The 25,090-nt window shown below is 61.6% G+C and carries 21 protein-coding genes; 6 read left to right on the top strand and 15 right to left on the bottom strand.

Annotation, left to right across the window (positions count from 1 at the left end):
- Positions 1-32: 32 nt before the first annotated feature.
- Together ACFWAD_RS20050 and ACFWAD_RS20045 are read right to left on the bottom strand one after the other, a co-directional pair.
- Positions 33-458, bottom strand: a complete 426-nt coding sequence (locus ACFWAD_RS20050; protein ID WP_317554952.1) for a DUF3052 domain-containing protein — start codon at positions 456-458, stop codon at positions 33-35.
- A 177-nt stretch (positions 459-635) separates the two neighbouring features.
- Complete coding sequence (locus ACFWAD_RS20045; RefSeq protein ID WP_378546937.1) at positions 636-1,082, bottom strand: hypothetical protein; 447 nt, start codon at positions 1,080-1,082, stop codon at positions 636-638.
- Between the two features lie 347 nt (positions 1,083-1,429).
- Between ACFWAD_RS20045 and aceE the strand changes: the two genes are divergently transcribed.
- The 6 genes from aceE (at position 1,430) to ACFWAD_RS20015 (ending at position 9,923) form a co-directional block, all read left to right on the top strand.
- Entirely contained in the window at positions 1,430-4,285 is a 2,856-nt protein-coding gene (aceE, locus tag ACFWAD_RS20040; RefSeq protein WP_378546934.1) for a pyruvate dehydrogenase (acetyl-transferring), homodimeric type, read from the top strand.
- A 113-nt stretch (positions 4,286-4,398) separates the two neighbouring features.
- Positions 4,399-5,727, top strand: a complete 1,329-nt coding sequence (locus tag ACFWAD_RS20035) for a PucR family transcriptional regulator (RefSeq protein WP_378546931.1) — start codon at positions 4,399-4,401, stop codon at positions 5,725-5,727.
- 127 nt (positions 5,728-5,854) lie between these two features.
- The gene (locus ACFWAD_RS20030; protein WP_378546928.1) at positions 5,855-6,763 is read left to right on the top strand and encodes an ACP S-malonyltransferase; all 909 of its coding nucleotides are present in this window, start codon (positions 5,855-5,857) and stop codon (positions 6,761-6,763) included.
- A gap of 84 nt (positions 6,764-6,847) precedes the next feature.
- Complete coding sequence (gene acpM / locus ACFWAD_RS20025) at positions 6,848-7,123, top strand: meromycolate extension acyl carrier protein AcpM (protein WP_003941649.1); 276 nt, start codon at positions 6,848-6,850, stop codon at positions 7,121-7,123.
- A gap of 7 nt (positions 7,124-7,130) precedes the next feature.
- Complete coding sequence (locus tag ACFWAD_RS20020; protein ID WP_003941591.1) at positions 7,131-8,381, top strand: KasA/KasB family beta-ketoacyl-ACP synthase; 1,251 nt, start codon at positions 7,131-7,133, stop codon at positions 8,379-8,381.
- Positions 8,382-8,489: 108 nt separating this feature from the next.
- Positions 8,490-9,923, top strand: coding sequence for an acyl-CoA carboxylase subunit beta (locus ACFWAD_RS20015; protein ID WP_378546925.1), 1,434 nt, complete (start codon positions 8,490-8,492; stop codon positions 9,921-9,923).
- A 110-nt stretch (positions 9,924-10,033) separates the two neighbouring features.
- Here the strand turns inward: ACFWAD_RS20015 and ACFWAD_RS20010 are convergent, their stop codons facing one another.
- The 13 genes from ACFWAD_RS20010 to ACFWAD_RS19950 form a co-directional block, all read right to left on the bottom strand.
- The gene (locus ACFWAD_RS20010; RefSeq protein WP_378447935.1) at positions 10,034-10,543 is read right to left on the bottom strand and encodes a DUF3145 domain-containing protein; all 510 of its coding nucleotides are present in this window, start codon (positions 10,541-10,543) and stop codon (positions 10,034-10,036) included.
- A 128-nt stretch (positions 10,544-10,671) separates the two neighbouring features.
- Positions 10,672-11,511 (bottom strand): serine hydrolase domain-containing protein, encoded by an 840-nt coding sequence (locus ACFWAD_RS20005; RefSeq protein ID WP_378546922.1) that lies wholly within the window; start codon positions 11,509-11,511, stop codon positions 10,672-10,674.
- A 36-nt stretch (positions 11,512-11,547) separates the two neighbouring features.
- Positions 11,548-12,675: an NDMA-dependent alcohol dehydrogenase gene (locus ACFWAD_RS20000; protein WP_378538502.1), complete on the bottom strand. Its 1,128-nt coding sequence runs from the start codon at positions 12,673-12,675 to the stop codon at positions 11,548-11,550.
- A 326-nt stretch (positions 12,676-13,001) separates the two neighbouring features.
- Positions 13,002-14,312, bottom strand: coding sequence for a DUF222 domain-containing protein (locus tag ACFWAD_RS19995; RefSeq protein ID WP_378546919.1), 1,311 nt, complete (start codon positions 14,310-14,312; stop codon positions 13,002-13,004).
- Positions 14,313-14,378: 66 nt separating this feature from the next.
- A complete protein-coding gene (locus tag ACFWAD_RS19990; RefSeq protein WP_378546916.1) occupies positions 14,379-15,053 on the bottom strand; it encodes a response regulator in 675 nt (224 codons plus the stop codon).
- A complete protein-coding gene (locus ACFWAD_RS19985; protein ID WP_378546913.1) occupies positions 15,050-16,255 on the bottom strand; it encodes a sensor histidine kinase in 1,206 nt (401 codons plus the stop codon). Before ACFWAD_RS19985 ends, ACFWAD_RS19990 begins: the two co-directional genes overlap by 4 nt.
- 18 nt (positions 16,256-16,273) lie before the next feature.
- Positions 16,274-18,490, bottom strand: a complete 2,217-nt coding sequence (locus ACFWAD_RS19980; protein ID WP_378546910.1) for an MMPL family transporter — start codon at positions 18,488-18,490, stop codon at positions 16,274-16,276.
- Positions 18,491-18,585: 95 nt separating this feature from the next.
- Positions 18,586-19,503 carry a carbohydrate kinase gene (locus tag ACFWAD_RS19975; protein ID WP_378546907.1) on the bottom strand — a complete coding sequence of 306 codons (918 nt, stop codon included), beginning with the start codon at positions 19,501-19,503 and terminating at the stop codon, positions 18,586-18,588.
- Positions 19,504-19,600: 97 nt separating this feature from the next.
- A complete protein-coding gene (locus ACFWAD_RS19970) occupies positions 19,601-20,695 on the bottom strand; it encodes an ABC transporter ATP-binding protein (protein WP_378538487.1) in 1,095 nt (364 codons plus the stop codon).
- Positions 20,696-20,723: 28 nt separating this feature from the next.
- Positions 20,724-21,590, bottom strand: a complete 867-nt coding sequence (locus tag ACFWAD_RS19965) for a carbohydrate ABC transporter permease (RefSeq protein WP_378546904.1) — start codon at positions 21,588-21,590, stop codon at positions 20,724-20,726.
- On the bottom strand, positions 21,590-22,540 hold the full coding sequence (locus ACFWAD_RS19960) for a carbohydrate ABC transporter permease (protein WP_378546901.1): 951 nt from the start codon (positions 22,538-22,540) through the stop codon (positions 21,590-21,592). Before ACFWAD_RS19960 ends, ACFWAD_RS19965 begins: the two co-directional genes overlap by 1 nt.
- A complete protein-coding gene (locus ACFWAD_RS19955) occupies positions 22,537-23,889 on the bottom strand; it encodes an ABC transporter substrate-binding protein (RefSeq protein ID WP_378538478.1) in 1,353 nt (450 codons plus the stop codon). The genes ACFWAD_RS19960 and ACFWAD_RS19955 overlap by 4 nt, the downstream gene beginning before the upstream one ends.
- A gap of 63 nt (positions 23,890-23,952) precedes the next feature.
- Complete coding sequence (locus ACFWAD_RS19950; protein WP_378538475.1) at positions 23,953-24,951, bottom strand: sugar-binding transcriptional regulator; 999 nt, start codon at positions 24,949-24,951, stop codon at positions 23,953-23,955.
- Positions 24,952-25,090: the final 139 nt, after the last annotated feature.

Below are 25,090 nucleotides of genomic sequence, written 5' to 3'. Positions count from 1 at the left end.
GATTCCTTGGGAAAGTACGGAAAAGGACCGGGTCAGCGCTTGTTGGCCGGACGGGCCTTCGGCTGAACCAATCGACTTCCCGACCAGTCACCGAGGTTGGCTGCCGATGTCTGGGTCAGGCCGGCAGTCGGCGCAGATTCGGCGATCTCGCTGGGCTCGACGTGACCGTCGAAACCGGTCTTCGGGGTGAGGACCCACACGAAGCCTTCATCGGCGAGCGGCCCGATGGCATCCATCAGAGCATCCACCAGGTCACCGTCCTCGTCGCGCCACCACAGCAGCACGACGTCGATGACCTCGTCGGAATCCTCGTCGAGCATTTCCCCGCCGATGGTTTCCTCAACCGCGGCACGAATGCCGTCGTCGGTATCCTCATCCCAGCCCAGTTCCTGCACCACCATGTCAGTGGTAATCCCGAGTTTCTGAGCGTAGTTCTGGGCATCCGCCGCGGCGACCACGGTGGGGTCCTCCTTTTGTTGATGGTGTGTGGCGACCCCGCACACCTACCGTTTGACGATCAATTAGGGAAAGCGAACATGGTCTGAGGCGTTAGCGCAAGCCGACCACGCCGAAAACTTTCGTCAAAGATCGTCTTCTGACACACGCCGAACCATACGCCTGCGGATTACCGCAGGTCACAGGGATCCACATTCGTCGAAGATCGACTTGCGAATCGAATTGCTCGCATCGCTGATCGAATTGATTTCATCCGCCGAATGATCACTCTCGATCACCGAAGCAGACGAACGTAGGTTCGCGGCCAATTCGTCGAACAGTCCGGAAAGCTCCGCTGGAAGTTCACTCGAGACCGAGTCGAACCACGAGGCCGTTTCCCGTGCAGACGAAGCAGCGGTGCTCGCTTCGGCCCTCAAGTCCGACGCGCCTTGATTTCCGGCGTCGACGTAGGCGTTGAACGCGACCACGTCGTTTTTCGATCGAGAGACCGCTTCCTCACAGATCGTGAAGGCTGCTTCGGCAGCATCCGCTGCCGCTTTCGACGAAGACGCCGCGGCTACCGAAATGCTCACCTCGGATTGATACGCAGCGGCTTGCGATTCGTTCGGAACTGCAGATCCGGTCACCGCGGCGGAGCACCCCACGATCACCGACAACCCCACTGCGATCGATCCGATCGAAACCCACGCCCCGACCCTGCCGCAATTGATTTCTTTGTTTATTTTTCCCCACCCCTTCATACGTTCCGATCCATCCCCCAAGCCTGTGACTACGGGGAACCATCATGCCCCTGCGTCACGCCGAAAAACGCTACCCGAGAGTAACCAGAGGCGAGGTGTGCCGCACCGACCGGGATGGTGAAAGATGAGGTACGCGCCATATTCACGATGGAAGTGCGTCGGACCTAACAAGGCCTCGATCACCTATGTAAGGACGCCCCACCACGCGTCCCCAAACCAATGAGGAGCACACGTTGTCTGACCTGATCCAGGGTCCCGCGTCCGGGCAGAACGCCGATTCCGGCGCCGCCGGCGAGTCGGGTCCGCCCGCGTCGAATACGCCGGGAGGAACCGACGGTCGCGTTCGCGTCATTCGCGAGGGTGTTGCGTCGTACCTGCCGGACATCGATCCGGACGAGACCACCGAGTGGCTCGAATCATTCGACGGACTTCTGGATCGATCCGGACCCACGCGTGCCCGCTACCTCATGCTCCGCATGCTCGAGCGCGCCGGTGAGAAGCACGTCGCACTCCCCGCGCTCACCTCGACCGACTATGTCAACACGATCCCGACCGAAAACGAGCCGTGGTTCCCCGGCGACGAAGAGGTCGAGCGCCGCTATCGCGCCTGGATCCGTTGGAACGCCGCGATCATGGTCCACCGCGCGCAGCGGCCGGGCGTCGGCGTCGGCGGACACATCTCGACCTACGCATCGTCAGCAGCGTTGTACGAGGTCGGCTTCAACCACTTCTTCCGCGGCAAGGACCACCCCGGCGGCGGCGACCACATCTTCATCCAGGGTCACGCCTCCCCCGGCATCTACGCACGCGCCTTCCTCGAGGGCCGCATCCCCGCGGAACAGCTGGACGGATTCCGCCAGGAGAAGTCGCACGCAGACTTCGGCGGCGCACTGCCGTCCTACCCGCACCCGCGACTGCTTCCCGACTTCTGGGAGTTCCCGACGGTCTCGATGGGCCTCGGCCCGATGAACGCCATCTACCAGGCCCGGTTCAACCACTACCTCAACGATCGAGGCATCAAGGACACCACCGATCAGCATGTGTGGGCATTCCTCGGCGACGGCGAAATGGACGAGCCGGAATCACGCGGCTTGGCTCACGTCGCAGCAACCGAAGGCCTCGACAACCTGACGTTCGTCGTGAACTGCAACCTCCAACGCCTCGACGGCCCGGTCCGCGGTAACGGAAAGATCATCCAGGAACTGGAATCGTTCTTCCGTGGCGCCGGCTGGAACGTCATCAAGGTCATCTGGGGTCGCGAGTGGGATGCGCTGCTGCACGCCGACCGCGACGGCGCACTCGTCAACCTGATGAACGTGACGCCGGACGGCGATTACCAGACGTACAAGGCCAACGACGGCGCGTTCGTGCGCGATCACTTCTTCGGCCGCGACCCCCGCACCAAGGAACTGGTCAAGGACCTCACCGACCAGGAAATCTGGAACCTCAAGCGCGGTGGCCACGATTACCGCAAGGTCCACGCCGCATACGCAGCCGCCATGGCTCACAAGGGCCAGCCGACGGTCATCCTCGCGCACACCATCAAGGGCTACACCCTGGGTAAGCACTTCGAGGGCCGCAACGCCACGCACCAGATGAAGAAGCTGACGCTGGACGATCTCAAGGCGTTCCGCGACATGCAGCACATCCCGATCTCGGACGCCGAGCTCGAGAAGGATCCGTACCTGCCTCCGTACTACCACCCGGGCGCCGACGCACCCGAGATCAAGTACATGCTCGACCGTCGTAAAGCACTGGGCGGGTTCCTGCCTTCGCGCAACACCGACGCGGCGCCGCTCAAGCTCCCCGAGGACAAGACGTACGACGTCATCCGCAAGGGTTCGGGCAAGCAGGAAGTCGCCACCACCATGGCGATCGTGCGCATCCTCAAGGAACTGTTGCGCGACAAGGAAATCGGCAAGCGCATCGTTCCGATCATCCCGGACGAGGCTCGCACGTTCGGTATGGACTCGTGGTTCCCGTCGCTGAAGATCTACAACCGCAACGGTCAGCTCTACACGTCCGTCGACGCCGAACTCATGCTCGCCTACAAGGAGAGCCCGATCGGCCAGATCCTGCACGAGGGCATCAACGAGGCCGGTTCGACGGCTTCGTTCACCGCAGTCGGCACGTCGTACGCCACCCACGGTGAACCGATGATTCCGCTGTACATCTTCTACTCGATGTTCGGTTTCCAGCGCACCGGTGACGGTCTGTGGGCGGCCGCCGACCAGATGGCTCGCGGATTCGTTCTCGGCGCGACCGCCGGTCGTACCACCCTGACCGGTGAAGGTCTCCAGCACGCCGACGGACACTCCCTGCTCCTGGCATCCACCAACCCCGCCGCTGTCACCTACGACGCCGCGTTCTCGTACGAGTTGGCGCACATCGTCAAGGACGGCTTGCGCCGCATGTACGGCGGCACCGAGGGTGTCGACGGCTTCGGTGGCGAGAACATCTTCTACTACCTGACCATCTACAACGAGCCGTACGTTCAGCCGGCCGAGCCCGAAGGTCTCGACGTCGAGGGCTTGCTCAAGGGCATCTACCTCTACAAGACTTCCGAAGCCGCCGGCCCGAAGGCACAGATCCTGGTATCCGGTGTCGCGATGCCCGAGGGGCTGCGCGCGCAGAAGTTGCTCGCCGACGAGTGGGGCGTCTCGGCCGACGTCTGGTCGGTCACGTCCTGGGGTGAGCTGCGCCGCGAAGGCGTCGAATGCGAACGTCAGGCGCTGCTCAATCCGTCCGAGGATGCGCCGGTTCCCTTCGTTACCACGGCGCTGTCCTCGGCTCAGGGTCCCGTCGTCGCGGCTTCGGACTGGATGCGTGCGGTCTCGGATCAGATCCGTCAGTGGGTTCCCGGCGACTACACGACGCTCGGCACGGACGGGTTCGGTTTCTCCGACACTCGAACTGCGGCACGTCGCTACTTCAATGTCGATGCCGAGTCCATCGTCGTTGCCGTGCTGATCGGTTTGGCGAAGGAAGGATCGATCGAGCGGTCCAAGGCCGTCGAAGCAGCGAGCCGTTACCGTATCGACGACGTGAACGCTGCCCCCGAGCAGACCGGGGACACCGGTAGCGCGTAAGTCCTAGCGCAACGGTCCTGGCGCAACGGTCCTAGCGCTCGAAAACAGACCTACGCCCATCGCCGCGGGTGTCATCTCGACATCCGCTGCGGCGATGGGCGTAGGTTTTTCTCATGCCCGAACCTGATCCCGAGAAATCCGAAGAGGGTGTGCGCCGCACCCGACCGCAGTCGTCCGGGTTGCAGGCTGTTCTCGCCCGCCGTCGTCAGGTTCGCGATCCACTCCCCGAGGCCCTGCTCCGCCGCGTCAAACAGTTCTCCGGTCGGCTCTCCACCGAGGCCGTGACCGTGATGGAGGAGCAGCTTCCTTTCTTCGACAGTCTCGACGCTTCGCAACGCGCCGACGTTCAACTCTTGGTGCAGACGTCGGTGGTGAACTTCCTCGAATGGCTGCGGCAACTCGACTCGGAGATCAGCTTCGGATACGAGTCTTTTCCGGTCATCCCTCAGGACCTTGCTCGACAGCTCACGTTGCGCCAGACCGTCGACATGGTCCGGGTGGCGATGGAGTTCTTCGAGAAATGGCTACCGGCTCTCGCCCGCAACGATCAGCAGCTGATCGCGCTGACAGAGGCCGTCCTGCGCTACGGACGTGAACTCGGCTTCGCGGCGGCAACGGTCTACGCAAGCGCTGCCGAATCTCGTGGCGCCCTGGACACGCGGCTGGAAGCGCTCGTCGTCGACGCCGTCGTGCAGGGAGACACCGGGTCGGACATGCTCTCCCGCGCCGCCACCTTGAACTGGGATGCCACTGCTCCGGCCACGGTCATTGTCGGGTCTCCCCCGCCGGACGAGCGAGTCTCGGTCGCCGGCACCGTCCACGCGACTGCCGCCGCGCACGGGCGCGCGGTTCTCGCGGTGGTGCAGGGTCCGCGACTGGTGATGATCGTCAGCGGCGAACTGAGCAGTAAGACGGAAGGCAGCCAATTCCTTCAAGACCTGCTCATGAGTTTCGCGGACGAGCCGGTGGTGATCGGTCCGACGACGCCCTCGTTGAGCGCAGCGCACTTCAGTGCTTCCGAAGCTCTCGCGGGAATCAAGGCCGTTGCCGGATGGCGCGGCGCACCTCGTCCGGTTTTCGCGACTGAACTGCTCCCGGAACGGGCACTACTGGGAGACGCCGCTGCCGTAAAGGCGCTTCGCGATTTCCTGGTCGCACCTTTAGCTGAATCCGGCACAGTCTTGACCGATACTTTAGACAGTTATCTCGACTGTGGAGGTGCGGTTGAGACTTGTGCACGTCTTCTGTTTGTTCATCCAAATACCGTTCGGTACCGCTTGAAGCGAATCGCGGAAGTTACCGGCCGGGATCCTACGAATCCTCGGGACGCATACGTACTACGGATCGCCGCTACCGTGGGCCGATTGACACAAATCGATCTCAAATCGAACAATTCGGTTACTTCAGTCACATCTTTAACATCCGGACAAACAAACCTGTAACCCCCGAGCGTCCAATTTCGATGGCCGAGCGCGACGTGGGATTTTGTGGGAACCCTACAAAACACTTCGCCAGAGTTCATCGCGACCGACATCTCGCAGGTTGCTCGCGGCGGTGTTCTCTTAATAAGTGATTTCGTTGCTCGCCCCGGGACAGGGCTCTCAGACACCCGGCATGCTCAGCCCCTGGCTGGCATTGCCCGGAGCGCAAGACCGCCTCGAAGTGTGGTCGAAAGCAGTCGGCCTGGACTTGGTCCGCCTCGGCACGACCGCAACTGCCGAAGAAATCACCGACACCTCGGTAACACAGCCCCTCGTCGTCGCCGCTGCTCTGCTGGCATACGAGGAAATCGAATCGCGTGGATTGCTCGGCGCCGACGTCATCGCTGCCGGCCATTCGGTGGGTGAACTTGCCGCCGCCGCGGTCGCCGGAGTGATCTCCGCTGACGACGCGGTTGCACTTGCCGCAATTCGCGGCGCCGAGATGGCCAAGGCCTGCGCACTCGAGCCGACCGGCATGTCGGCAGTTCTCGGCGGAGACGAAGCCGAAGTACTCGCACGACTCGAAGAACTCGGACTCGAAGCGGCCAACCGCAATGCAGCCGGCCAGATCGTGGCAGCCGGAATGCTCACCGCACTCGAAGAACTCGCGGCGAATGCGCCCGAAAAGGCACGGGTCCGAGCACTGCCTGTCGCCGGCGCATTCCACACCCGATTCATGGCACCTGCACAGGACGCCGTCGCAGCTGCTGCCGCCAAGATCACCCCGTCCGATCCGACGCGCACGCTGCTTTCCAACTCGGACGGCGCACCGGTTTCCTCCGGCGCCGACGCCCTCACCAAACTTGCCGCGCAGGTTACCCGCCCCGTTCGCTGGGATCTTTGCTCCGCTTCGTTGCGGACCGCAGAAGTTACCGCGATCGTGGAACTCCCGCCGGCCGGAACCCTCGTCGGAATTGCCAAGCGTGAAATGCGTGGCACACCGACGGTGGCCCTCAAGAACCCGGAGGATATCTCCGCACTGTCCGAGCTGACCTAGCTCGGACGCCCCACCGGCCGATCAGCCCCACCGGCGGCCGGACGTTTCACCCCACCTCAATCGATCAAGAAGGGAGCCACACCAGTGGCCCACACTCAGGAAGAAATCATCGCGGAACTCGGCCAGATCGTGGAGGAGGTCACCGGTATCGAGCCTTCCGAGGTCACCGTTGACAAGTCCTTCGTGGACGACCTCGATATCGACTCCCTGTCCATGGTCGAGATCGCTGTTCAGACCGAAGACAAGTACGGCGTGAAGGTCCCCGACGAGGATCTCGCAGGCCTGCGCACCGTCGGCGACATCGTCGCTTACATCCAGAAGCTCGAAGCCGAAGGCGCCGAAGCCAAGAACGCAGAGTGAGCCGACCGTGACTTCCGCTTCTACCCGCAAAGGGAAATTCCCCGACATCGTCGTCACGAGCCTCGCGACGTCGACGTCGGTGGCTGGTGATGTGGATGGCACGTGGAAGGCGCTACTCGCCGGCGAAAGCGGCATCGGAATCCTCGATGACCCGTTCATCGACGAGTTCGACCTTCCCATTCGCATCGGCGGGCACCTGAAGGTTTCACCGGACGAGGGCTTGTCCCGCGTCGAAATTCGACGGATGAGCTGGGTGGAACGCCTTGCCCTCACGTTGAGTCGCACGGTCTGGAGCAACGCCGGCAGCCCTGAAGTCGATCAGGACCGCCTGGCCGTTGTCATCGGCACCGGACTCGGCGGCGGCGACACGCTCATCGACGCCGTCGACAAGCTCCGCGGCGGCGGATACCGCAAGGTGTCCCCGTTCTCGGTGCAGATGGTCATGCCCAACGGACCGGCCGCAACGGTCGGGCTCGAACTCGGAGCACGCGGTGGCGTCATCACCCCGGTTTCGGCATGTTCGTCAGGTTCTGAGGCAATTGCTCACGCTCACCGCATGCTCGTCATGGGTGACGCGGACATGGTTGTAGCTGGTGGAGTCGAGAGCTTCATCGACGCGGTTCCGATCGCGAGCTTCGCCATGATGCGTGCGATGAGCACCAACAACGACAATCCGGCCGCAGCTTCACGTCCTTTCGACAAGGATCGCGACGGATTTGTCTTCGGCGAAGCCGGCGCCCTGATGATCCTCGAAACCGAGGAGCACGCAAAGGCACGCGGGGCAACGATTCACGCCCGCCTGCTCGGTTCCGGAATCACTTCGGACGGGTACCACATCGTGGCACCGCATCCGGAAGGCCTGGGCGCGGCGCGAGCCATGACCCGAGCAATCGAGATGGCCGGACTGACGAAGTCCGACATTAAGCACATCAACGCCCACGCTACTGCGACGCCGATCGGTGACATCGCAGAGGCAAAGGCAATCAACGCAGCGGTCGGCAATCACGCTGCGGTGTACGGCCCGAAATCCGCGCTGGGACACTCGATCGGCGCTGTCGGCGCCCTCGAATCAGTCCTGACGGTTCTGGCAGTGCGTGACGGGATCATCCCGCCCACGCTCAATGTTGACAGCCAGGATCCAGAGATCGATCTCGATGTCGTCAAGGGTGAACCCCGAACCGGCTCTTTCGATTTCGCACTGAACAACTCGTTCGGTTTCGGTGGGCACAATGTCGCGCTCGCCTTCGGTCGGGCCTAGCCCGAACCGCGGTTTGCACCTGTCCGCGGGTGTCGTTGCAACACAACGTCACCCGCGGACAACACCGACCTTTCGTTCCACCCAAGGCTCGTACTGAAGGAGGACGCGATGACCATCCTGGCCCCCGTGACAAAGTCCGAATCATCGACAGACCCGCGCGATCCTCTTGCGCGCCTGGAAAATCTGTTCGACCCCGGCACCACAGTTCCACTCCACGCCCGTGACAAGTCCGGTGTGCTTGCTGCGTCCGGAAACATCGACGGCGTCCGCACCATCGCATACTGCTCCGACGCCACCGTCATGGGCGGCGCAATGGGCGTCGACGGCTGCAAACACCTCGTCAAAGCCATCGATACCGCCATCGAGGAAGAGTCCCCCATCGTGGGCCTCTGGCACTCCGGTGGCGCGCGTCTGGCTGAAGGCGTCGAAGCACTCCACGCAGTCGGACTGGTCTTCGAGGCCATGGTCCGCGCGTCGGGTCTCATACCTCAAATTTCCGTCGTGCTCGGCTTCGCGGCCGGCGGAGCCGCGTACGGTCCAGCCCTCACCGATGTCGTGATCATGGCCCCGGAAGGCCGAGTGTTCGTCACCGGCCCAGACGTAGTTCGCAGTGTCACCGGCGAACAGGTCGACATGGTTTCACTCGGCGGTCCGGAGACACACACGAAGAAGTCCGGTGTCGCGCACATCGCCGCACACGACGAGGCTGACGCATTGCACCGTGCACGCCGCCTGGTTTCGATGATGTGCGAGCAGGGCGAATTCGATCAGCGTGCGGCCGAACTCGGCGACAGCGATTTGCGCGCCATGATGCCCGCGTCCGCAAAACGTGCGTACGACGTTCGTCCGATCGTTCACGAAATGCTCGACAACGTCGAAGGCGAGTCGAGTTTCGAAGAACTGCAAGGCAATTACGCGCGGAGCATCGTCACCGGATTCGGTCGAATGGCCGGACGTACCGTTGGCGTCATCGCGAACAACCCACTCCGACTCGGCGGGTGCCTGAACTCCGAAAGTGCCGAGAAGGCCGCTCGATTCGTGCGACTGTGCAACGCATTCGGCGTGCCGCTCGTGGTCGTCGTCGATGTTCCCGGGTATCTGCCGGGCGTCTCGATGGAGTGGGAAGGCGTTGTCCGACGCGGAGCGAAGTTACTTCACGCCTTCGCCGAGGCAACGGTCCCCCGCGTCACCGTCGTCACTCGAAAGATCTACGGCGGCGCATACATCGCGATGAACTCGAGAGCCCTCGGAGCAACGGCCGTGTTCGCTTGGCCCAACTCCGAAGTTGCCGTGATGGGCGCGAAGGCTGCTGTCGGCATCCTGCACAAGCGGGCCCTCGCAGCTGCACCGGACGACGAGCGTGAAGCATTGCACGACCGTCTCGCTGCCGAGCACGAGGCAATCGCGGGCGGCGTCGACCGCGCGGTCGAAATCGGCGTCGTCGACGAGGAAATCGACCCGGCGAAGACTCGTAGCATCGTCACTGCTGCGCTCGCGTCTGCGCCGTCTGTCCGCGCGCGGCACAAGAACATTCCGCTCTGACAACCCTGGACAGCAAGGTGGGCCTCGCCGATACGGCGGGGCCCACCTTTGTCATTCAAGTCTTAGTCGTTCAAGCCGCGAGAGCACTCAGGGTTCAGGATGGACCTCGGTCAGCTGACGCGCCTTCGCAGCCATGTCACTTCGGCACCTTCGCCGGAACTCCGGAAGGGTTCGAGTTCCTCGTCCCACGGTGCGCCTATTGCCCGACCGATTTCCGCGGCGATGTCTCCACCGGAATTCATGATGGACCGCAGCTTCATCTCCCCGACGACGACATCACCGTTCGCACTGGTGGATCCGCGCCACAAACCGAGACCAGGTACATGGCTGTACCGTTCGCCGTCGACGCCGTGACTCGGATCCTCGGTGACCTCGAACCGCAACATCGGCCACGCGCGTAGCGAATCGACCAGGCGGGCACAGGTTCCGACGGGACCTGTCCAATCCGTCGTTGCACGGAGAAGGCCGTCGTAGGCGGGCTGGGAGGTCCATCTGAGTTTGGCAGGGCTGTCCAACGTGGCGGACAGAGCCCAATCCACGTGCGGGCACAGCGCCGCGGGCGACGAGTGGATGTAAACCACACCAGTCGTCACGTCCGCGAATTGATTCATTTCGCGCACTCGAGCCTCCTGCTTCGACGAGGGACGTCTTCCCCAACGACCTCTGTCGAGTTCGTGCAGCACGCTCGATTGAACAGTGTGCCTTGTGTTACCCGTGTTGCGCCAGTGGAAGGAGAGAAATTTGTGCTCTATCGAGAAACTTCGCCGATCACGCCGTCGGACAATTCAGTCCACAAAGGTTTGGCCCAGTCACCGAAGTCGCGATCGGTAAGTACGACGCACGCAGTATCGATCGCGGGATCGACCCACAGGAAAGTCCCCGATTGACCGAAATGACCGAAGGTTGCCGGCGAGTTCTCGAGACCGGTCCAATGCGGACGCTTGTCGCCGCGAATTTCGAATCCGAGTCCCCAGTCGTTGGGGCGCTGAGAGCCGTATCCCGGAAGAATTCCGTTGAGCCCCGGGAACTGGACGGTTGTCGCCTCGGCGAACGTCTGCGTCGAGACAAGGGTCGGTGAGAGCAGTTCAGCCGCGAACTTGGCCAAGTCGTCTGCCGATGCCTGCGCACCGTGGCCGGCCGGGCCGACGAGAGCCGCACTGGTCATCCCCAAGGGCGCGAACACGGCCTCGGCCAGATAGTCGGCAAATTCGATCTCGGTCTCCCGGGAAACCAACTCGGCAAGTACCTCGAATCCCGCACTCGAATAGATCCGCTTCGACGCCACCGGCGCCTGAACGACACGTTCGGCGAATGCCAACCCCGACGCGTGCGCGAGGAGATGTCGAACGGTCGATCCTTCAGGTCCGGCCGGCCCGTCCAGCTCGACCGCCCCTTCCTCCACCGCGACGAGAATCGCGTAGGCGCACAACAGTTTTGTCACCGAGGCCAGAGGGAAAACGTGCGACTGATCGCCGCTGAAACCACGAACGCGGTCGCCCTCACCCGAGTTCTTCCCGGAGAGGACGACCGCTGCCGCATTGTCGACCGGCCACTGCTGAATTACGTCGAGACTGTGAGTACTGGGCACCCGATCAGACTACTGGCACAAGCGTTGCGCTTCCGATCACCAGTCGGCTTCGGTGTAGCGGATGACGCCGCGGATGTTCTTGCCATCCAACATGTCCTGGTAGCCGTCGTTCACACCTTCGAGGGTGTAGGTCCGAGTGACCATGTCGTCGAGGTTCAGCCTGCCTGCCTTGTACATCGCGAGGAGGTTCGGCACGTCCTGGCGAGCGTTGCCACCGCCGAAAATGTTGCCCTGAAGATCCTTCTGAAGCATCGACATCAGGAACAGGTTCAGCTTTACGTCCATGTCCGTCAGATGCCCCATTGCAGTGACAACACAACGACCGGCCTTGGCCGTCAGAATCATCGCCTCTTCGACGTACTCACCCTTCATTTCGCCGACGGTGATGATCGTCTTCTGCGCCATGCGTCCATACGTGGCGTCAATGATCGGCTGAATGGCAGCGGCGGCGCTTTCGAATGCATGTGTTGCGCCGAACTTCAGAGCCTGCTCACGCTTCCACGGCACAGGATCGATGGCGAAGATGTAGCGGGCACCCGACGCAACAGCACCCTGCAGGGCACTGATACCGACGCCGCCAACGCCCATGATCACAACGTCTTCACCCGGCTTCACATCAGCGATGTGTGTTGCCGATCCCCAACCGGTGGGAACGCCGCAACCGACGAGTGCTGCAACCTCGAACGGAATGTCCTTGTCGATCTTCACAACCGACGACTGGTTCACGACCATGTAGGGCGAGAACGTCCCTAGCAGGCACATCGGGATCACGTTTTCGCCGCGAGCCTGGATTCGGTAGGTGCCGTCGCTGATGGCCTGGCCGCTGAGCAGGCCCATCCCGAGGTCACACAGATTCTGATGGCCGGCCGAACACGCCGGACAGGTTCCACAAGCCGGAATGAAGGACAGGACGACGTGGTCGCCGACCTCCAACCCCTTGACCTCTGGGCCGAGCTTGGTGATGACGCCCGAACCCTCGTGCCCACCCATGACGGGGAACGACGGCATCGGGGTCGCGCCGGTGACGATGTGGTGATCGGAGTGGCACATTCCGGCCGCTTCCATGCGAATCTGAACTTCGCCGGCTACCGGCTCGCCGATCTCGATCTCCTCGACGGACCACTTCTCGTTGAGGCCCCACAGGATTGCACCCTTGGTCTTCACGTCACTTCACCCTTTCATTCGCACACCCGCATCTATCTCTGTGACCATAGCCACAAATCTACGAAATTGGAACGTGTTCTAACGAAAGATTTTGCGGTGCAGGTCAGCCGTCCAAATGACCTGGCACAACCGGCGTGGCAACGACGAAAAAATGACCCACTGAGTGGGACACGTCTTCCTGCCTCACCGAAATCACAGTCTCGCCGAAACCGCGGTCGCGCCGAAACCACGGTCATCACGAGAGCACGCACCTTGGACTCCGCCTCCGGCAGTCAAGTCGGATGCGGAGCCTGGGCGTGTTCTGTTGTGCCTGAGGTTGGACCCTCTCAAGTTTTGAAGGTGGTGTTCGCCGGCCGCGGGTGCCGCTGCGGGTCGATCGAGGGTGGCGGGATGAACCAGGGTTTGTTGTCGACGCCCATTCTGATGTCCCATTTTCCGACGAACCCGGATTTGCGGTGCATCAACCGGTGATGCGAGCGGCACAGCAGGACAAGGTTGTTCATCACCGTCGGACCGCCGTTCGCCCAGTGCCGGATATGGTGCGCGTCCGTCCAGGCCGGCACGCATGTGCAGCCGGGGAACGCGCAACCCTTGTCTCGGGCAATCAACGCCACCCTCTGTTCCGCGCTGACCAACCGTTTCCCAGGTTTCGCATCCAACGGCGCCCCGTGGCCGTCGAGCAGAACGGAGGAGAGGAAGCAGTCGCAGCCGAGAAGCCTCGTCTGCGACACCGAGAGTGGTCCGAGCCACGGCATGTGCCCGACGTCGAGATCGGCCGGGCCCAGAGAGCCGTCATCACCCGAATCCGAAGACTGTGCGGCACAATCCCGATGCTCAGCGAGGTCGCGGGCGTTGATGTGCACGTTCACGTGCGGTCGTTGGCCGCCGTCGGTTCCGGTTTTTGCGCAGTCCAGATATCGGCGGATCAGTTCGGTGAACCCGTCCGCGGTCCGCTTCGCCGCCGACCGGGCATCCGGCGTTCCGTCCGGTGCTGGGGTGGGCATCGTCAGATTCGACAGCGCCGAGAGCAGCATTTCGCCGGTGAGAGCGTCGAAATCACCGCGCACCACCACCCGACCATTAAGTGTCGAGGCGATCCGAAGCTCATTGCGATCGACATCTTCGGCAGGTGGAATCTCATCGGACTCGAACACCCGCTCCAACGTCGCGATGACATGCCGCACCTTCGTCGTCGTCGCTTCCACACCCGAGGCTGCTGCGAGCAAGAGGTCGATACAGCGAGGCAACGCTTCCTCCGACATCCCCTTCGGCGGCGATTCACAGAACGCCACGATCAACACGGCATGATCGAACGAGCAATCCCCGCAATCGAATTGCGCTGCCACCGCGGGAAACGGCCGCAGCGCGGCGCCCAGGGCGGCGATCTTCTTCCCGTCCCGAACCTGCAGCATCGTGTTTGCCGCCAACCATGACCCGAGGCCGCGGCTGGCAATCACCTGATCGTCCGGACGCATCGACAGTTCGTCCACCACCGCCACCCGCACCGCTTCCAGCCGCAGAATCTCCGCACTCGCCGACACCGCAGCCTCACGCAACTCGGCAGCAGATAACTGCCACAGGCGTCCGCGTAACCCCACCGCAGAACCCGACACCACGTCCGACAACAAAACAGTCATTGAATCCCCCGATCCCCACCCCCAACCGTACTCGAACACACATTCGAGTCAAGAGGGTTTCTCGAATCAGTCCACCGAGCGCCCCGGAACCACTAGACCGCATTGATAGGCCAGAACCACCAACTGCGCGCGGTCCCGAACATCAAGTTTTGTCATCGCCCGGTTTACGTGCGTTTTTGCCGTGACAGCGCTGATCACCAACTCCGTGGCGATCTCGTCGTTGGACATCCCCAGGGCCACGAGAGTTACTACTTCGAGTTCGCGCGGGGTCAATTGACCGAAGATCCCAGAAGTCGAGTCTGCCCGCGACGGGATGGAAAGGAATCGAGTAATCAACGCACTGGTCGCAATCGGCGACAACAACGAGTTGCCACTTGCGACCGTCCGAACAGCATCTAGCAGATCTTCAGCCCGGATCCCTTTGCCGATAAAGCCGCTGGCACCCGCCCGGATCGCCTGAGCCACATGCTCATCCACCTCGAATGTCGTCAGGATCAACACGTGTACGTCGGACAAATCCGGATGATCGGCGATCATGGCGGTTGCTTCGACACCGCTGGTGCCCGGCATTCGAATATCCATGAGTACAACGTCAGGTCGGTGTTCGAGCGCTGCCTGGAATGCCTGCTCTCCGTCCGCCGCCTCGGCGACCACCTCCATGTCGTCTTCAGAACCGATGAGCAGTGCAAGCGTTTGCCGAAAGAGCGCCTGATCGTCCGCCACTACTACCCGAACAGTCACAGCGATTCCTCACGCAGAGAACCGCTCGACACTGACACAAGCGGAAGTTGCGCGTCCACACGAAATCCCCCGTCCGCACTGAATCCTGCTGACACCTCGCCTCCCATTGCCTGAGCCCTCTCCTTCATTCCCAGCAGTCCGTACCCGGGTGGCGAAGTCGAAGGCACTGCTGTTCCGGAGTTTTCGACCGTCAGCACCAGAACCTCAGCTTCGTACGACAACGACACGGTGACGGCTCCTGGCAGCGCATGCTTGCTCGCATTCACGAGTGCCTCCTGGATAATTCGATACGCCGTGAGATCTACTGCAGGTCCGAGTAGGCGCACAGAACCCACAGTGCGCACCTCGATTTCCATTCCTGCACTGACGAATTGATCCACCAGTGCCGGTAGATCCGAAAGCCCCGGAGCCGGCTTCATCGAGCGATCGCCGTCCTGCGCATCACGGAGGACACCAACGGTGGCCCGAATCTCGTCCAGTGCGGCCTTGGATGTTTCTTCCACTCCGCGTAGTGCAGTCGTCGCTTTCTCCGGGTCCTTCCCGATCAGGTGCGACGCGACCCCAACTTGCAGATTGACCAATGCAATGTGGTGCGCGACGACGTCGTGCAGGTCTCGCGCTATCCGCATCCTTTCTTCGACGACCCGGTGTCGAGCCTCGTCCTCGCGCATTCTTTCCGCTTGCACCGCACGCTCTTCGACGGACTCCAGATATGCACGGCGAGAACGGACCTCAGCGCCGGCGAAACTCGCCATCAGCAACCAAGACAACAACCCCAGCGCTTCCTGTAGGAGGTTGTTTCCTACTCCCAGGAAAATCGTGACAAGCATCAGCGATCCGACTGTGATTGCCGCTGCGAAAAAGGTCTTCCGGCGGTCACTCGTGCTGGCAACGTAATAGAGGCATACCATCGCCGCCGAACCTGTGCCGGCATTCGGCGGCGCCGACAGCGAAATCATCAAAACGCCGAGAAGCACTGCCACCGCGAGCGCCGACAACGGATAGCGCCTTCGGAACACGATGGTTGCGGCTGCGATAGCTGTCACGACAACTCCCACAACCGTGACCTCGCGGGTCTCATTGCCGTCGAGCGCGATGCGGTGCGCCGTCCACGTGGCAAGGAGCACGAGGATGGTCAGTGCCAGGTCGATGGTGCGCGGGTGTTCCGCACACCATCGACCCCACGTCGAAGTCGAGGTCATCGATCTACCGTATCCGGATCACACCGACAACTTGTCGTTCGCGGGCTCAGTGGAATCCTTCGAATCTGCGAGCAGCGCAGTCAACTGCTCCCCCTCGACATCGACGTTCGGGACCAACCGGTCCAGCCAAGCTGGGAACCACCATGCCTTCGAGCCCAACAGGGACATGACGGCCGGAACGACTGTCATGCGAATCACGAAGGCGTCGAACAGAACCGCGAACGAAAGTCCGAGTCCGATCTGCATGATGAAGGCGTCGCCGCCGAAGATGAAGCCCGCGAAAACGGCGATCATGATTAGCGCCGCGGCCGTGACCACTCGGGCACCCTGGTCGAAGCCCTTCACGACTGCTTCGTCCGGTCCGTCGCCGTGGACGTACGCTTCACGCATTCTGGTCACCAGGAACACCTGATAGTCCATCGCCAACCCGAAGACGATGCCAATCATGAAGATGGGCAACATCGCGACAACTGATCCGGTTTGACCCTCGATTCCGAGAATCCCGGCGAACCAACCCCACTGGAAGATCGCGACCAGCACACCGAACGTCGCGCCGATGGAGAGCAGAAATCCGAGAGTTGCCTTGAGCGGTACCAGTATCGAGCGGAATACCAACATCAAGAGGATGAAGGCGAGGCCGACGACCAATGCGAGGTAAGGAACCAGGGCATCGGCCAGGCGGTCCGAGACGTCGATCGTCAAGGCTGTCTGGCCGGTGACCGACATCGTGGCCCCGGTCTCGTCGGTCAGCGATCCGGCGACCGCACGAATATCGGCAACGAGCGCCTTGGTTGCCTCGGTTTCCGGGCCACTCGACGGAACCACTGTGATGACTGCTGTGTCACCGGCCTGATTGAGCGCGGGCGGCGTCACTGCCGCCACGTCGGGCAGAGCACCGAGTTTCTCTTGGGCCCCACTCATTGCCGATGCCGGATCTGCGGCGTCGGCAACGTCTACGACCACCATCAGCGGACCGCTGAACCCGGCACCGAATCCCTCGGAAAGTCGGTCGGTGGCTCGGGCGGCAGTGGTGTCAGGCACCAGTGGGCTCGCCAAGCTCAGGTTGATGCCGAAGGTGGGGATCGCCAGCAATCCCAGCCCGAGGACTGACGCGAGCAAAACCGGAACTCGACGCCGGATCACGAACTTGGCCCATCGCGAGCCTGCGCCTTCCTTCGTTTTGCGATGCGTCAACTGACCACCGGACGCAAGCAGGCGACGATCGGATCGGCTCAGAACGCGCGATCCTGCAAATCCAAGCGTGGCGGGCAGCAGAGTCAGTGAAATCACCACGGCAACAGCAACTGCGAACGCCGCAGCCAGACCCATGCTCGTCAGGAACGGGATGTTCACGACGAACAATCCTGCCAGTGCGATGAGCACGGTCAACCCCGCGAACACTACGGCCGATCCCGCTGTCCCGGCTGCGCGGCCCGCTGCGATTTCGGGATCATGTCCGTCACGTAGTTCTGAGCGGTAGCGCGAGACGATGAACAGCGAGTAGTCGATCGCCACGGCCAGACCCAGCATCATTGCCAGGACGGTTGTGCTCGAACCCAATTCGATGAAGCCCGTTGCGATGGTGATCGTGCAGATCGCGATGCCGATGCCGATGAGTGCACTGATCAACGGAAGCCCTGCGGCCACCAACGAACCAAAAGTGACCGTCAGGACCACTGCGGCGATCGCGACGCCGATCACTTCGCCCATCGATTCGGCACTGCTTTCCATCAGCACGTTGCCGGCGACATCGACCGCCAGTCCCGAACCCGCAGCGTCGTGAACGGCGGACTCGAGCAGTTCTTTCGAGCTGTCCGGCAAGTCCATCGAGTCGGCGGTATAGGAGACCTGCATGTATCCGATCGTCCCAGTCGACGACACTCCTCCGGAGGCATACGGATCCGATACCGCTGCAACCTCGGGATCCTTCCCGAGCGCAGAGACCAAGTCACTGACGGATTGTCGAATCGCCGGATCGGTGAGCGTCGTGCCCGCAGGAGATTCGAAGACGATGCGAGCACTGGCTCCGTCGGTGGACGATTGCGGAAATCTCTCAGCCAGAAGATCTTGCGCCGCTTGCGATTCGGTGCCCGGTATCGACAACGTGTTGACCGTCGGACCGGACAGCGTTGCTGCGCCCACTCCGCCCGCCACCAGCAGGACGAGCCAGAAGCCCACCATTGCCCAGCGACGCCGAAACGCGAGTCGCGAGAGTTTGTACAGGAATATCGACATGCGTATCACTGTGCCGATACACGACCCCGTCGCACATCGTGCACAGGTAGACACTTAAGCGTACTGCGCTCGCAGTAGGGCGGTGGTCCCCAGGGCTAGCCGAGCAGGCCCAACTCCCTCGACCACGGCGGATCCGCCCCCGGTCGCGACACCGTGACGGCTGCCGCGCGCGCAGCGAAGATCAACGCAGCCGTCCAATCGGACTCGGAAAACCCACGCAGAACTGCGGCGTCGAGGGCGTCGTGTCGATCAAGGCAAGCCAACAGGGCTCCGTGTACCGTATCCCCCGCACCGATCGTGTCCGCGACGTCAACCGCGGGCGCCGGCACCGAAACATCGAGTTCGCTGGTGATCAACCGCAACCCATCACCACCACGGGTGAGCAGCACGGCGCCGACGCCTTCGTCCAGCCACTCGGTGCCGTCGACCGAACCCAACCACTGGGCGTCGTCGTCGCTCACCTTGAGAATGTCGATGGACGGTAACCACGACCGAAACCGTCGGCGATAGGCGTCTGGGTCCGCGATCACCGCCGGGCGAATGTTGGGGTCCACCATGGTGAGTCGACCGCGGGCATGAGCTTCGTGCAGCATCGCTTCGTAGGCAGAGGCGCCGGGCTCGAGCACTAGCGACAATGTTCCGAACGAGAATGCCCGAGCAGAGGGAAGTTTCGGCAGCGCAAACTGTCGATCCGCCGTTCCCTCGAGATAGAAGGAGTACCGCGCTCCCCCGTCCGCAGCAAGATTCACGACGGCCAAAGTTGTCGGCTCGGGTCCGCGTTCGACTCCGGTTGTGTCGACGTTCGACGCGGCCAGCGAATCGATCATCCGATCTCCGAACGCGTCGGTGGACAAGCGAGAGACGAATCCCACGTCAGAGCCGAGTCGACCTAGTGCGATCGCAACATTGAACGGCCCCCCGCCCAATTTGGGCGAGAAGTTATCCCCCACCGGCACCAGATCGACCAGTCCCTCACCACACACCACGACGGATCGTTCGCGTGTATCACTCATCGGTAGACCCTAACCTTCTTGCCAATCGACGATGGATGTGACCTGCTCGGCACGAACGAATTCGGGTGCCGAGCAGGTCACGATTGTGGAGGGGGGTTCAGCTACCCACGCGCTCGCCGGTCGTGGGGTCGAAGAGGTGAACAGGACCGTCCACCCGCTCGAATCCGAGCGTCTGGCCGTACTGCAACTTCGATCGCCCGCCGGTGCGTGCGACGAGCGAAATCGGATCGGATTCCGTGCCGGGTACGTGCGCGTAGATGTACGACTCGTTGCCCAGTTCCTCGACCAGGTCGATCTGAGCTGCGATTCCGTCTCCGGCCGCGACCACCTGGAATTGTTCAGGCCGAATTCCCACGGTGACCGAACTCAGACCGGCTGCGGCGATTGCGGTCATCTGCTCGCGGTCGAGCGGAACTTCGACGGCACCGAAGCGGACGCCACCCGAACTGACCGGCACCGTCACCAAGTTCATTCCCGGAGATCCGATGAATCCGGCAACAAACGCATTGGCGGGCCGATCGTAAAGTTCGGTCGGAGAGGCGAACTGCTGCAACTTACCACCTTTGAGCACGGCCACACGATCACCCATCGTCATCGCTTCCACCTGATCGTGTGTGACGTAGACGGTGGTGGTTCCGAGACGTCGCTGCAAGGCCGCGATCTGCGTGCGAGTCTGGACGCGTAGCTTGGCGTCGAGGTTGGAAAGCGGCTCGTCCATGCAGAACACTTGCGGTTCACGAACGATGGCGCGGCCCATCGCAACTCGCTGCCGTTGACCGCCGGAAAGCTTGGCCGGCTTGCGGTCGAGATACTCCGTCAAGTCGAGAAGTTTGGCCGCTTCCGCAACTTTCTTCTTTCGCTCCTCGACGGGCACACCGCGCATCTTCAGCGCGAACCCCATGTTCTCACCGACGGTTTTGTTGGGGTAAAGCGCATAGTTCTGGAAGACCATCGCGATGTCACGGTCCTTCGACGGGACATCGGTCATGTCCTTGCCGTTGATGGTGATCGCGCCCGAATCGATGTCCTCGAGCCCCGCCAACATGCGTAGTGCCGTGGACTTTCCGGAACCCGACGGACCGACGAGCACGATGAACTCACCGTCGTTGATGTCGAGATCGAGTGAATCGACAGCGAGAGTGCCGGCACCTTCGTAGATGCAAGACGCTTTCTGGTACGAGATTTCAGCCATGACGAACTCCTGAGAAGGGTGAGGAGAATTATTTGATTGCACCGAAGGACAGGCCGCGCACCAGTTTGTTCTGGGCGAACCAACCGGCCAAGATGACGGGCAATGCCGCCATGGTCGCTGCCGCGGACAGCCGAGCCCAGTACAGGCCCTCGCCCGTGATGAACCCGACCAAGAAGACCGGAATCGTTTGTGCTTGAACAGCTGTCAGATTGACGGCGAAGAAGAACTCATTCCACGAGAAGATCACACAGATCAGTGCGGTGGCAGCGATGCCGGGTGAGATCAGAGGCAGGATCACCTCGCGAACCGACGTCCACAGGCTGGCACCGTCCATGCTTGCCGCCTCGAGAAGTTCGCCGGGAACCTCCAGAAAGAAGGAGCGCATCATCCACACCGCAATCGGCAGATTCATCGAGGTGTACAGGATGACCAGGGCCCAGATGTTGTCGAGCAGGCCGATGTCGTTGACGATCACGTACAGCGGCACGATCGCTGCGACGACGGGGAGCATCTTCGTACTGATGAAGAAGAACAGAACGTCCTGGGTCTTGGCGACCGGCCGGAGCGACAAGGCAAATGCCGCCGGAACACCAAGTAGCAGAACCAGAATGGTCGACATTCCCGTGGCGAAGGCAGAGTTCGCCAGTGTCGTACCGAGGCCGGAGTCGAGGACGGCTCGGAACTGCTCGAGGGTCGGGGTGAAGAACAGCTTCGGCGGATCGGTGTACGCGTCCGCCTCGGTCTTGAACGCGGTCAGGACCATCCAGAAGACAGGAAAGAAGAACCCGAGGGCCGCGATCCACGCCACGACCGACCACGGACTGAACTTACCGCTCTTTTTCTTCTTGACGACGGGCCTGTCGGTCGTCGCACTTGTCGTCTCTACGGCAGTCATCACGCCGCCTCCTCGTTGCCGGTGAAGCTCTTGAAGATCAGTCGAAGCGCAAGCGTGGACACGATGATGGTCGCGATCACTGTCACGACGCCCATCGCCGCGGCTTGACCGACGTCGAAGCCGAGGAACGCGCGCTGGTAGATGTAGAACGGCAGGTTCGAACTGGCCACGCCGGGCCCACCCGACGTCATCATGTACACCGCGTCAAAGGTGTTCACGAGGTAGATCGCGCCGAGAACTGCACCGAGTTCGATGAATCGACGCAGGTGCGGCAGAGTCAGTTCGCGGAACATCGCAAAAGGCTTGGCTCCGTCCACCCGTGCAGCTTCGAGGATGTCTCGGGGCATGGACTGCAAACCGGCCAGAATGAGCAGCATCATGAAGGGCGTCCACTGCCAGAACAGATTGATCATGACCGCGGCGAGTGGAAACTTGCTGACCCAGTCGACCTGGCCGACACCGAAAGGCTGGAGGACGAAGTTCACGATACCGAATACCGGATCGAACATTGTTGTCTTCCAAAGCAATGCACCAGCGACGGGAGTTATGAGGAAGGGCGTGATCAGCAGCGTTCGTACGATGCCGCGACCGAGGAAGGCTCGGTCGAGTAGCAGCGCCAAGGCGAGTCCGAGGATCACCGAAACGACGACCGTACCCACGATCATGATGACCGTGTTGACCGCGACTTCCCGAAACTGACTGTCCTTGAACACATCGATGTAGTTGTTGAACCAGTTGAAGTGCCGCGATCCCGGCCGGACAAGATTCCAGGATTGCGTGGAGTAGTAGAGCGTGAACAGAAAGGGAATCTGCGTGACGACGATCGAGAAGATCAACGCCGGCAGCAACGGACCTCGACGACGCCAACCCTCGGCACGAGAGATCTTCTTGTCGATACGAACCGGTGGTGCGTCGTCCACCGTGGATCTGAGCTCAGCAACCGTAGTCATCGGTTCTCCTGATAGGTCTTGCCGACCACCTCGGCATACTGCTGCGATTGTTCGAGTGCTTCTTTCACACTCTTCTGACCCGCGATTGCCGCACTGATCTGCTGGCTGACGCGAGTGCCCAGATCCTGGAACTCAGGGATGGTGAGGAACTGGACGCCGGTGTATGGAACCGGTTGCACTGTCGGGTTTTTCGGGTCTGCATTGTTGATCGATTCGAGGGTGATCGGACCGAATGCCTTTGCAGCTTCCTGGTACTCCGGGATCTCGTAGGTCGAAAGACGGCTTCCCGGAGGGACTCTCGACCAACCGAGTTCAGTGCCGACTTTTTGGATGTAATCCTTGTTCGTCATCCAGGAGATGAACTTCCAGGCATCGTCTTTGTTCTGTGCCGACTCCGGGATTCCGAGCGCCCAGGTGTAGAGCCATCCGGGATCGGACTTCTCGACCTTCGGGGCCTTCGCATATCCGATGTTGCCGACCACCTTCGACGATGCGGGATCTTCGAGCACCGACACAGCCGAGGTCGCGTCGTACCACATCGCCGTGTTGCCTTGCGCGAATTGTGTTGCGCATTCGCCGAACCCACTTGTGGCAGGCCCCGGCTGGCCGTGCTCCTTGACGGTGTCCACGTAGAACTGAACGGCCTCCTCGACCTGCGGACTGGTCAACTGCGCATTCCAGTTCTCGTCGTACCAGCGTCCGCCGAAAGTGTTGATCACTGTGTTGAGCGGCGCGAGAACCTCGCCCCAGCCCGGCTTTCCTCGCAGGCAGATTCCGGACATCTTGGCATCAGGGTTGTCGAACTGCTCTGCCCAACCTGCAACTTCCTGCCACGTCGGGTCTTCTGGAACTGTGATCCCCGCCTGATCGAACAGGTCTTTGCGATACATCAGGAACGACGACTCCCCGTAGAACGGCACCGCATACATGCTGTCCTCGTACGACAGTGAAGCCTTGATGGACGGTATGAAATCGTCCTCGTCATAACCTGGTGTCTTGTCCGCGTACTCGGACAGGTTCGTGAGCCAACCGTTCGCGGCCCACTGGGGCGTCTCGTAGTTGCTGATCATCACGACGTCGAACTCGCCGCCACCGGTGGCCGTCGACGCTGTGATCTTGGCGCGGGCCTGGTTCTCGGAAAGGCTGACGAATTTGAGGTCGATGCCGGGGTTCTCGGCTTCGAAAGCCGGAGCCAATTTGATGGCGTCCTGCATCTGCGAGTTCGACACCATCGCAATGGTGACTGTTCGTTCGCCGGAACCACCGAGCGCACCAGCACCCGCACATCCCGACACCAGGAGGCAGAGCGCCGCAGCGGCAGCGCCCCACACTCGTCTTCCTGTTTTCACGGATTACCTTCCTTCACACTTGCGTGTCAGTCGCGCGCTCGGACAGCGAAACTCGTGAGAGCGCTACCCTTCGAGCAGCCACTGGGCGCACTCGACATCGGTGACGAGTACGTTTGCCAAACCTCCGCGCAATGCGCCCAGAACGGCCTGGCGTTTGTGTGTTCCCCCCGAAATCAGAATTGTCTGATCGCAGGATTTCACTGCGTCGAGCGGGACGGAGACCGTCCGCTCAGGCAGTGGCCCCTCCACTGGATTTCCGTCGATCGTGTAGAAACGGCCGCCGATCTCACCGACAGCCCCTCGACTTTCCAACTCGTCCAGCATGGTCGAGTCGACGAAACTGCCGGCAAACAAAGTCGTGGCCGTCGAAACAGCACCAACTCCGAAAACCATGATGTCGGAATCTGTTCCAGCCTTCAGTGCCTTCGAGATGACCGAGTCGTTTCGCATCGACTCCACCGTTGCTGGATCGGCATATAGCGGAGCATTGAGGCGAATAGGATTGGCCTGCAACTGTTGTGCGCATCGGCCGATGGTGAAGTCGACACCGGTTTGGTAGTCGGTCACCGTCATGGAGCCGTCAAGTTGTACCACAGCCGAGCACTTCGCCGCCCTGTCTGGCAAAGAACCTGCTACCGCAACAGTTTCCGGGCCCCACGTGAATCCGAGCACGCTCGACGGCTGCAGGCGGCGAACCAGAACTTCCGCTGCACGTCGGCCGAGCGCATCGAAGTCCGGATCGTCCGAGTCCGAATTCGCTTCGGGGACAATCAACACTTCGGCCAACCCGAAGTGCTTCTCCAGCTTCGATTCCAATTCCGTGTTCACCGAACCTTCGAGCTCGGGCGGAACCAAAATCTCGACCCTGACCAAACCTTGCGTCCGCGCCCTGGCCAACAGTCTCCCGGCCGTAGGCCTCGAGACGCCCAACTTCGCTGCAATCTCCGCTTGAGTAGCGCCTTCGAGGTGATACATGGTCGCAGCCCGCAACGCGAGCCGCACATCCTCGGAAGCAGGCAACTTCGACGGCTTGAGTCCTGTGGGCTGAGCCGACTGGTTCACACGGTCTCCTTATGCATCAGGTTCAAAGTTTCTCGATCGTGAGCAAATGCTCACTAGATGTTCTTATGCTCACTAAGCTAACATCTAGGTTGTGACCCACACAACAGTTTCCGGAGAATCCTTCGATCTACCTGCGACA

The organism is Rhodococcus sp. NPDC059969 (assembly GCF_042738325.1).
Taxonomy (GTDB): Bacteria; Actinomycetota; Actinomycetes; order Mycobacteriales; family Mycobacteriaceae; genus Rhodococcus_F.
The sequence above is the reverse complement of the archived record's forward strand: the minus strand, read 5'-3'. Positions and strand labels throughout refer to the sequence as shown.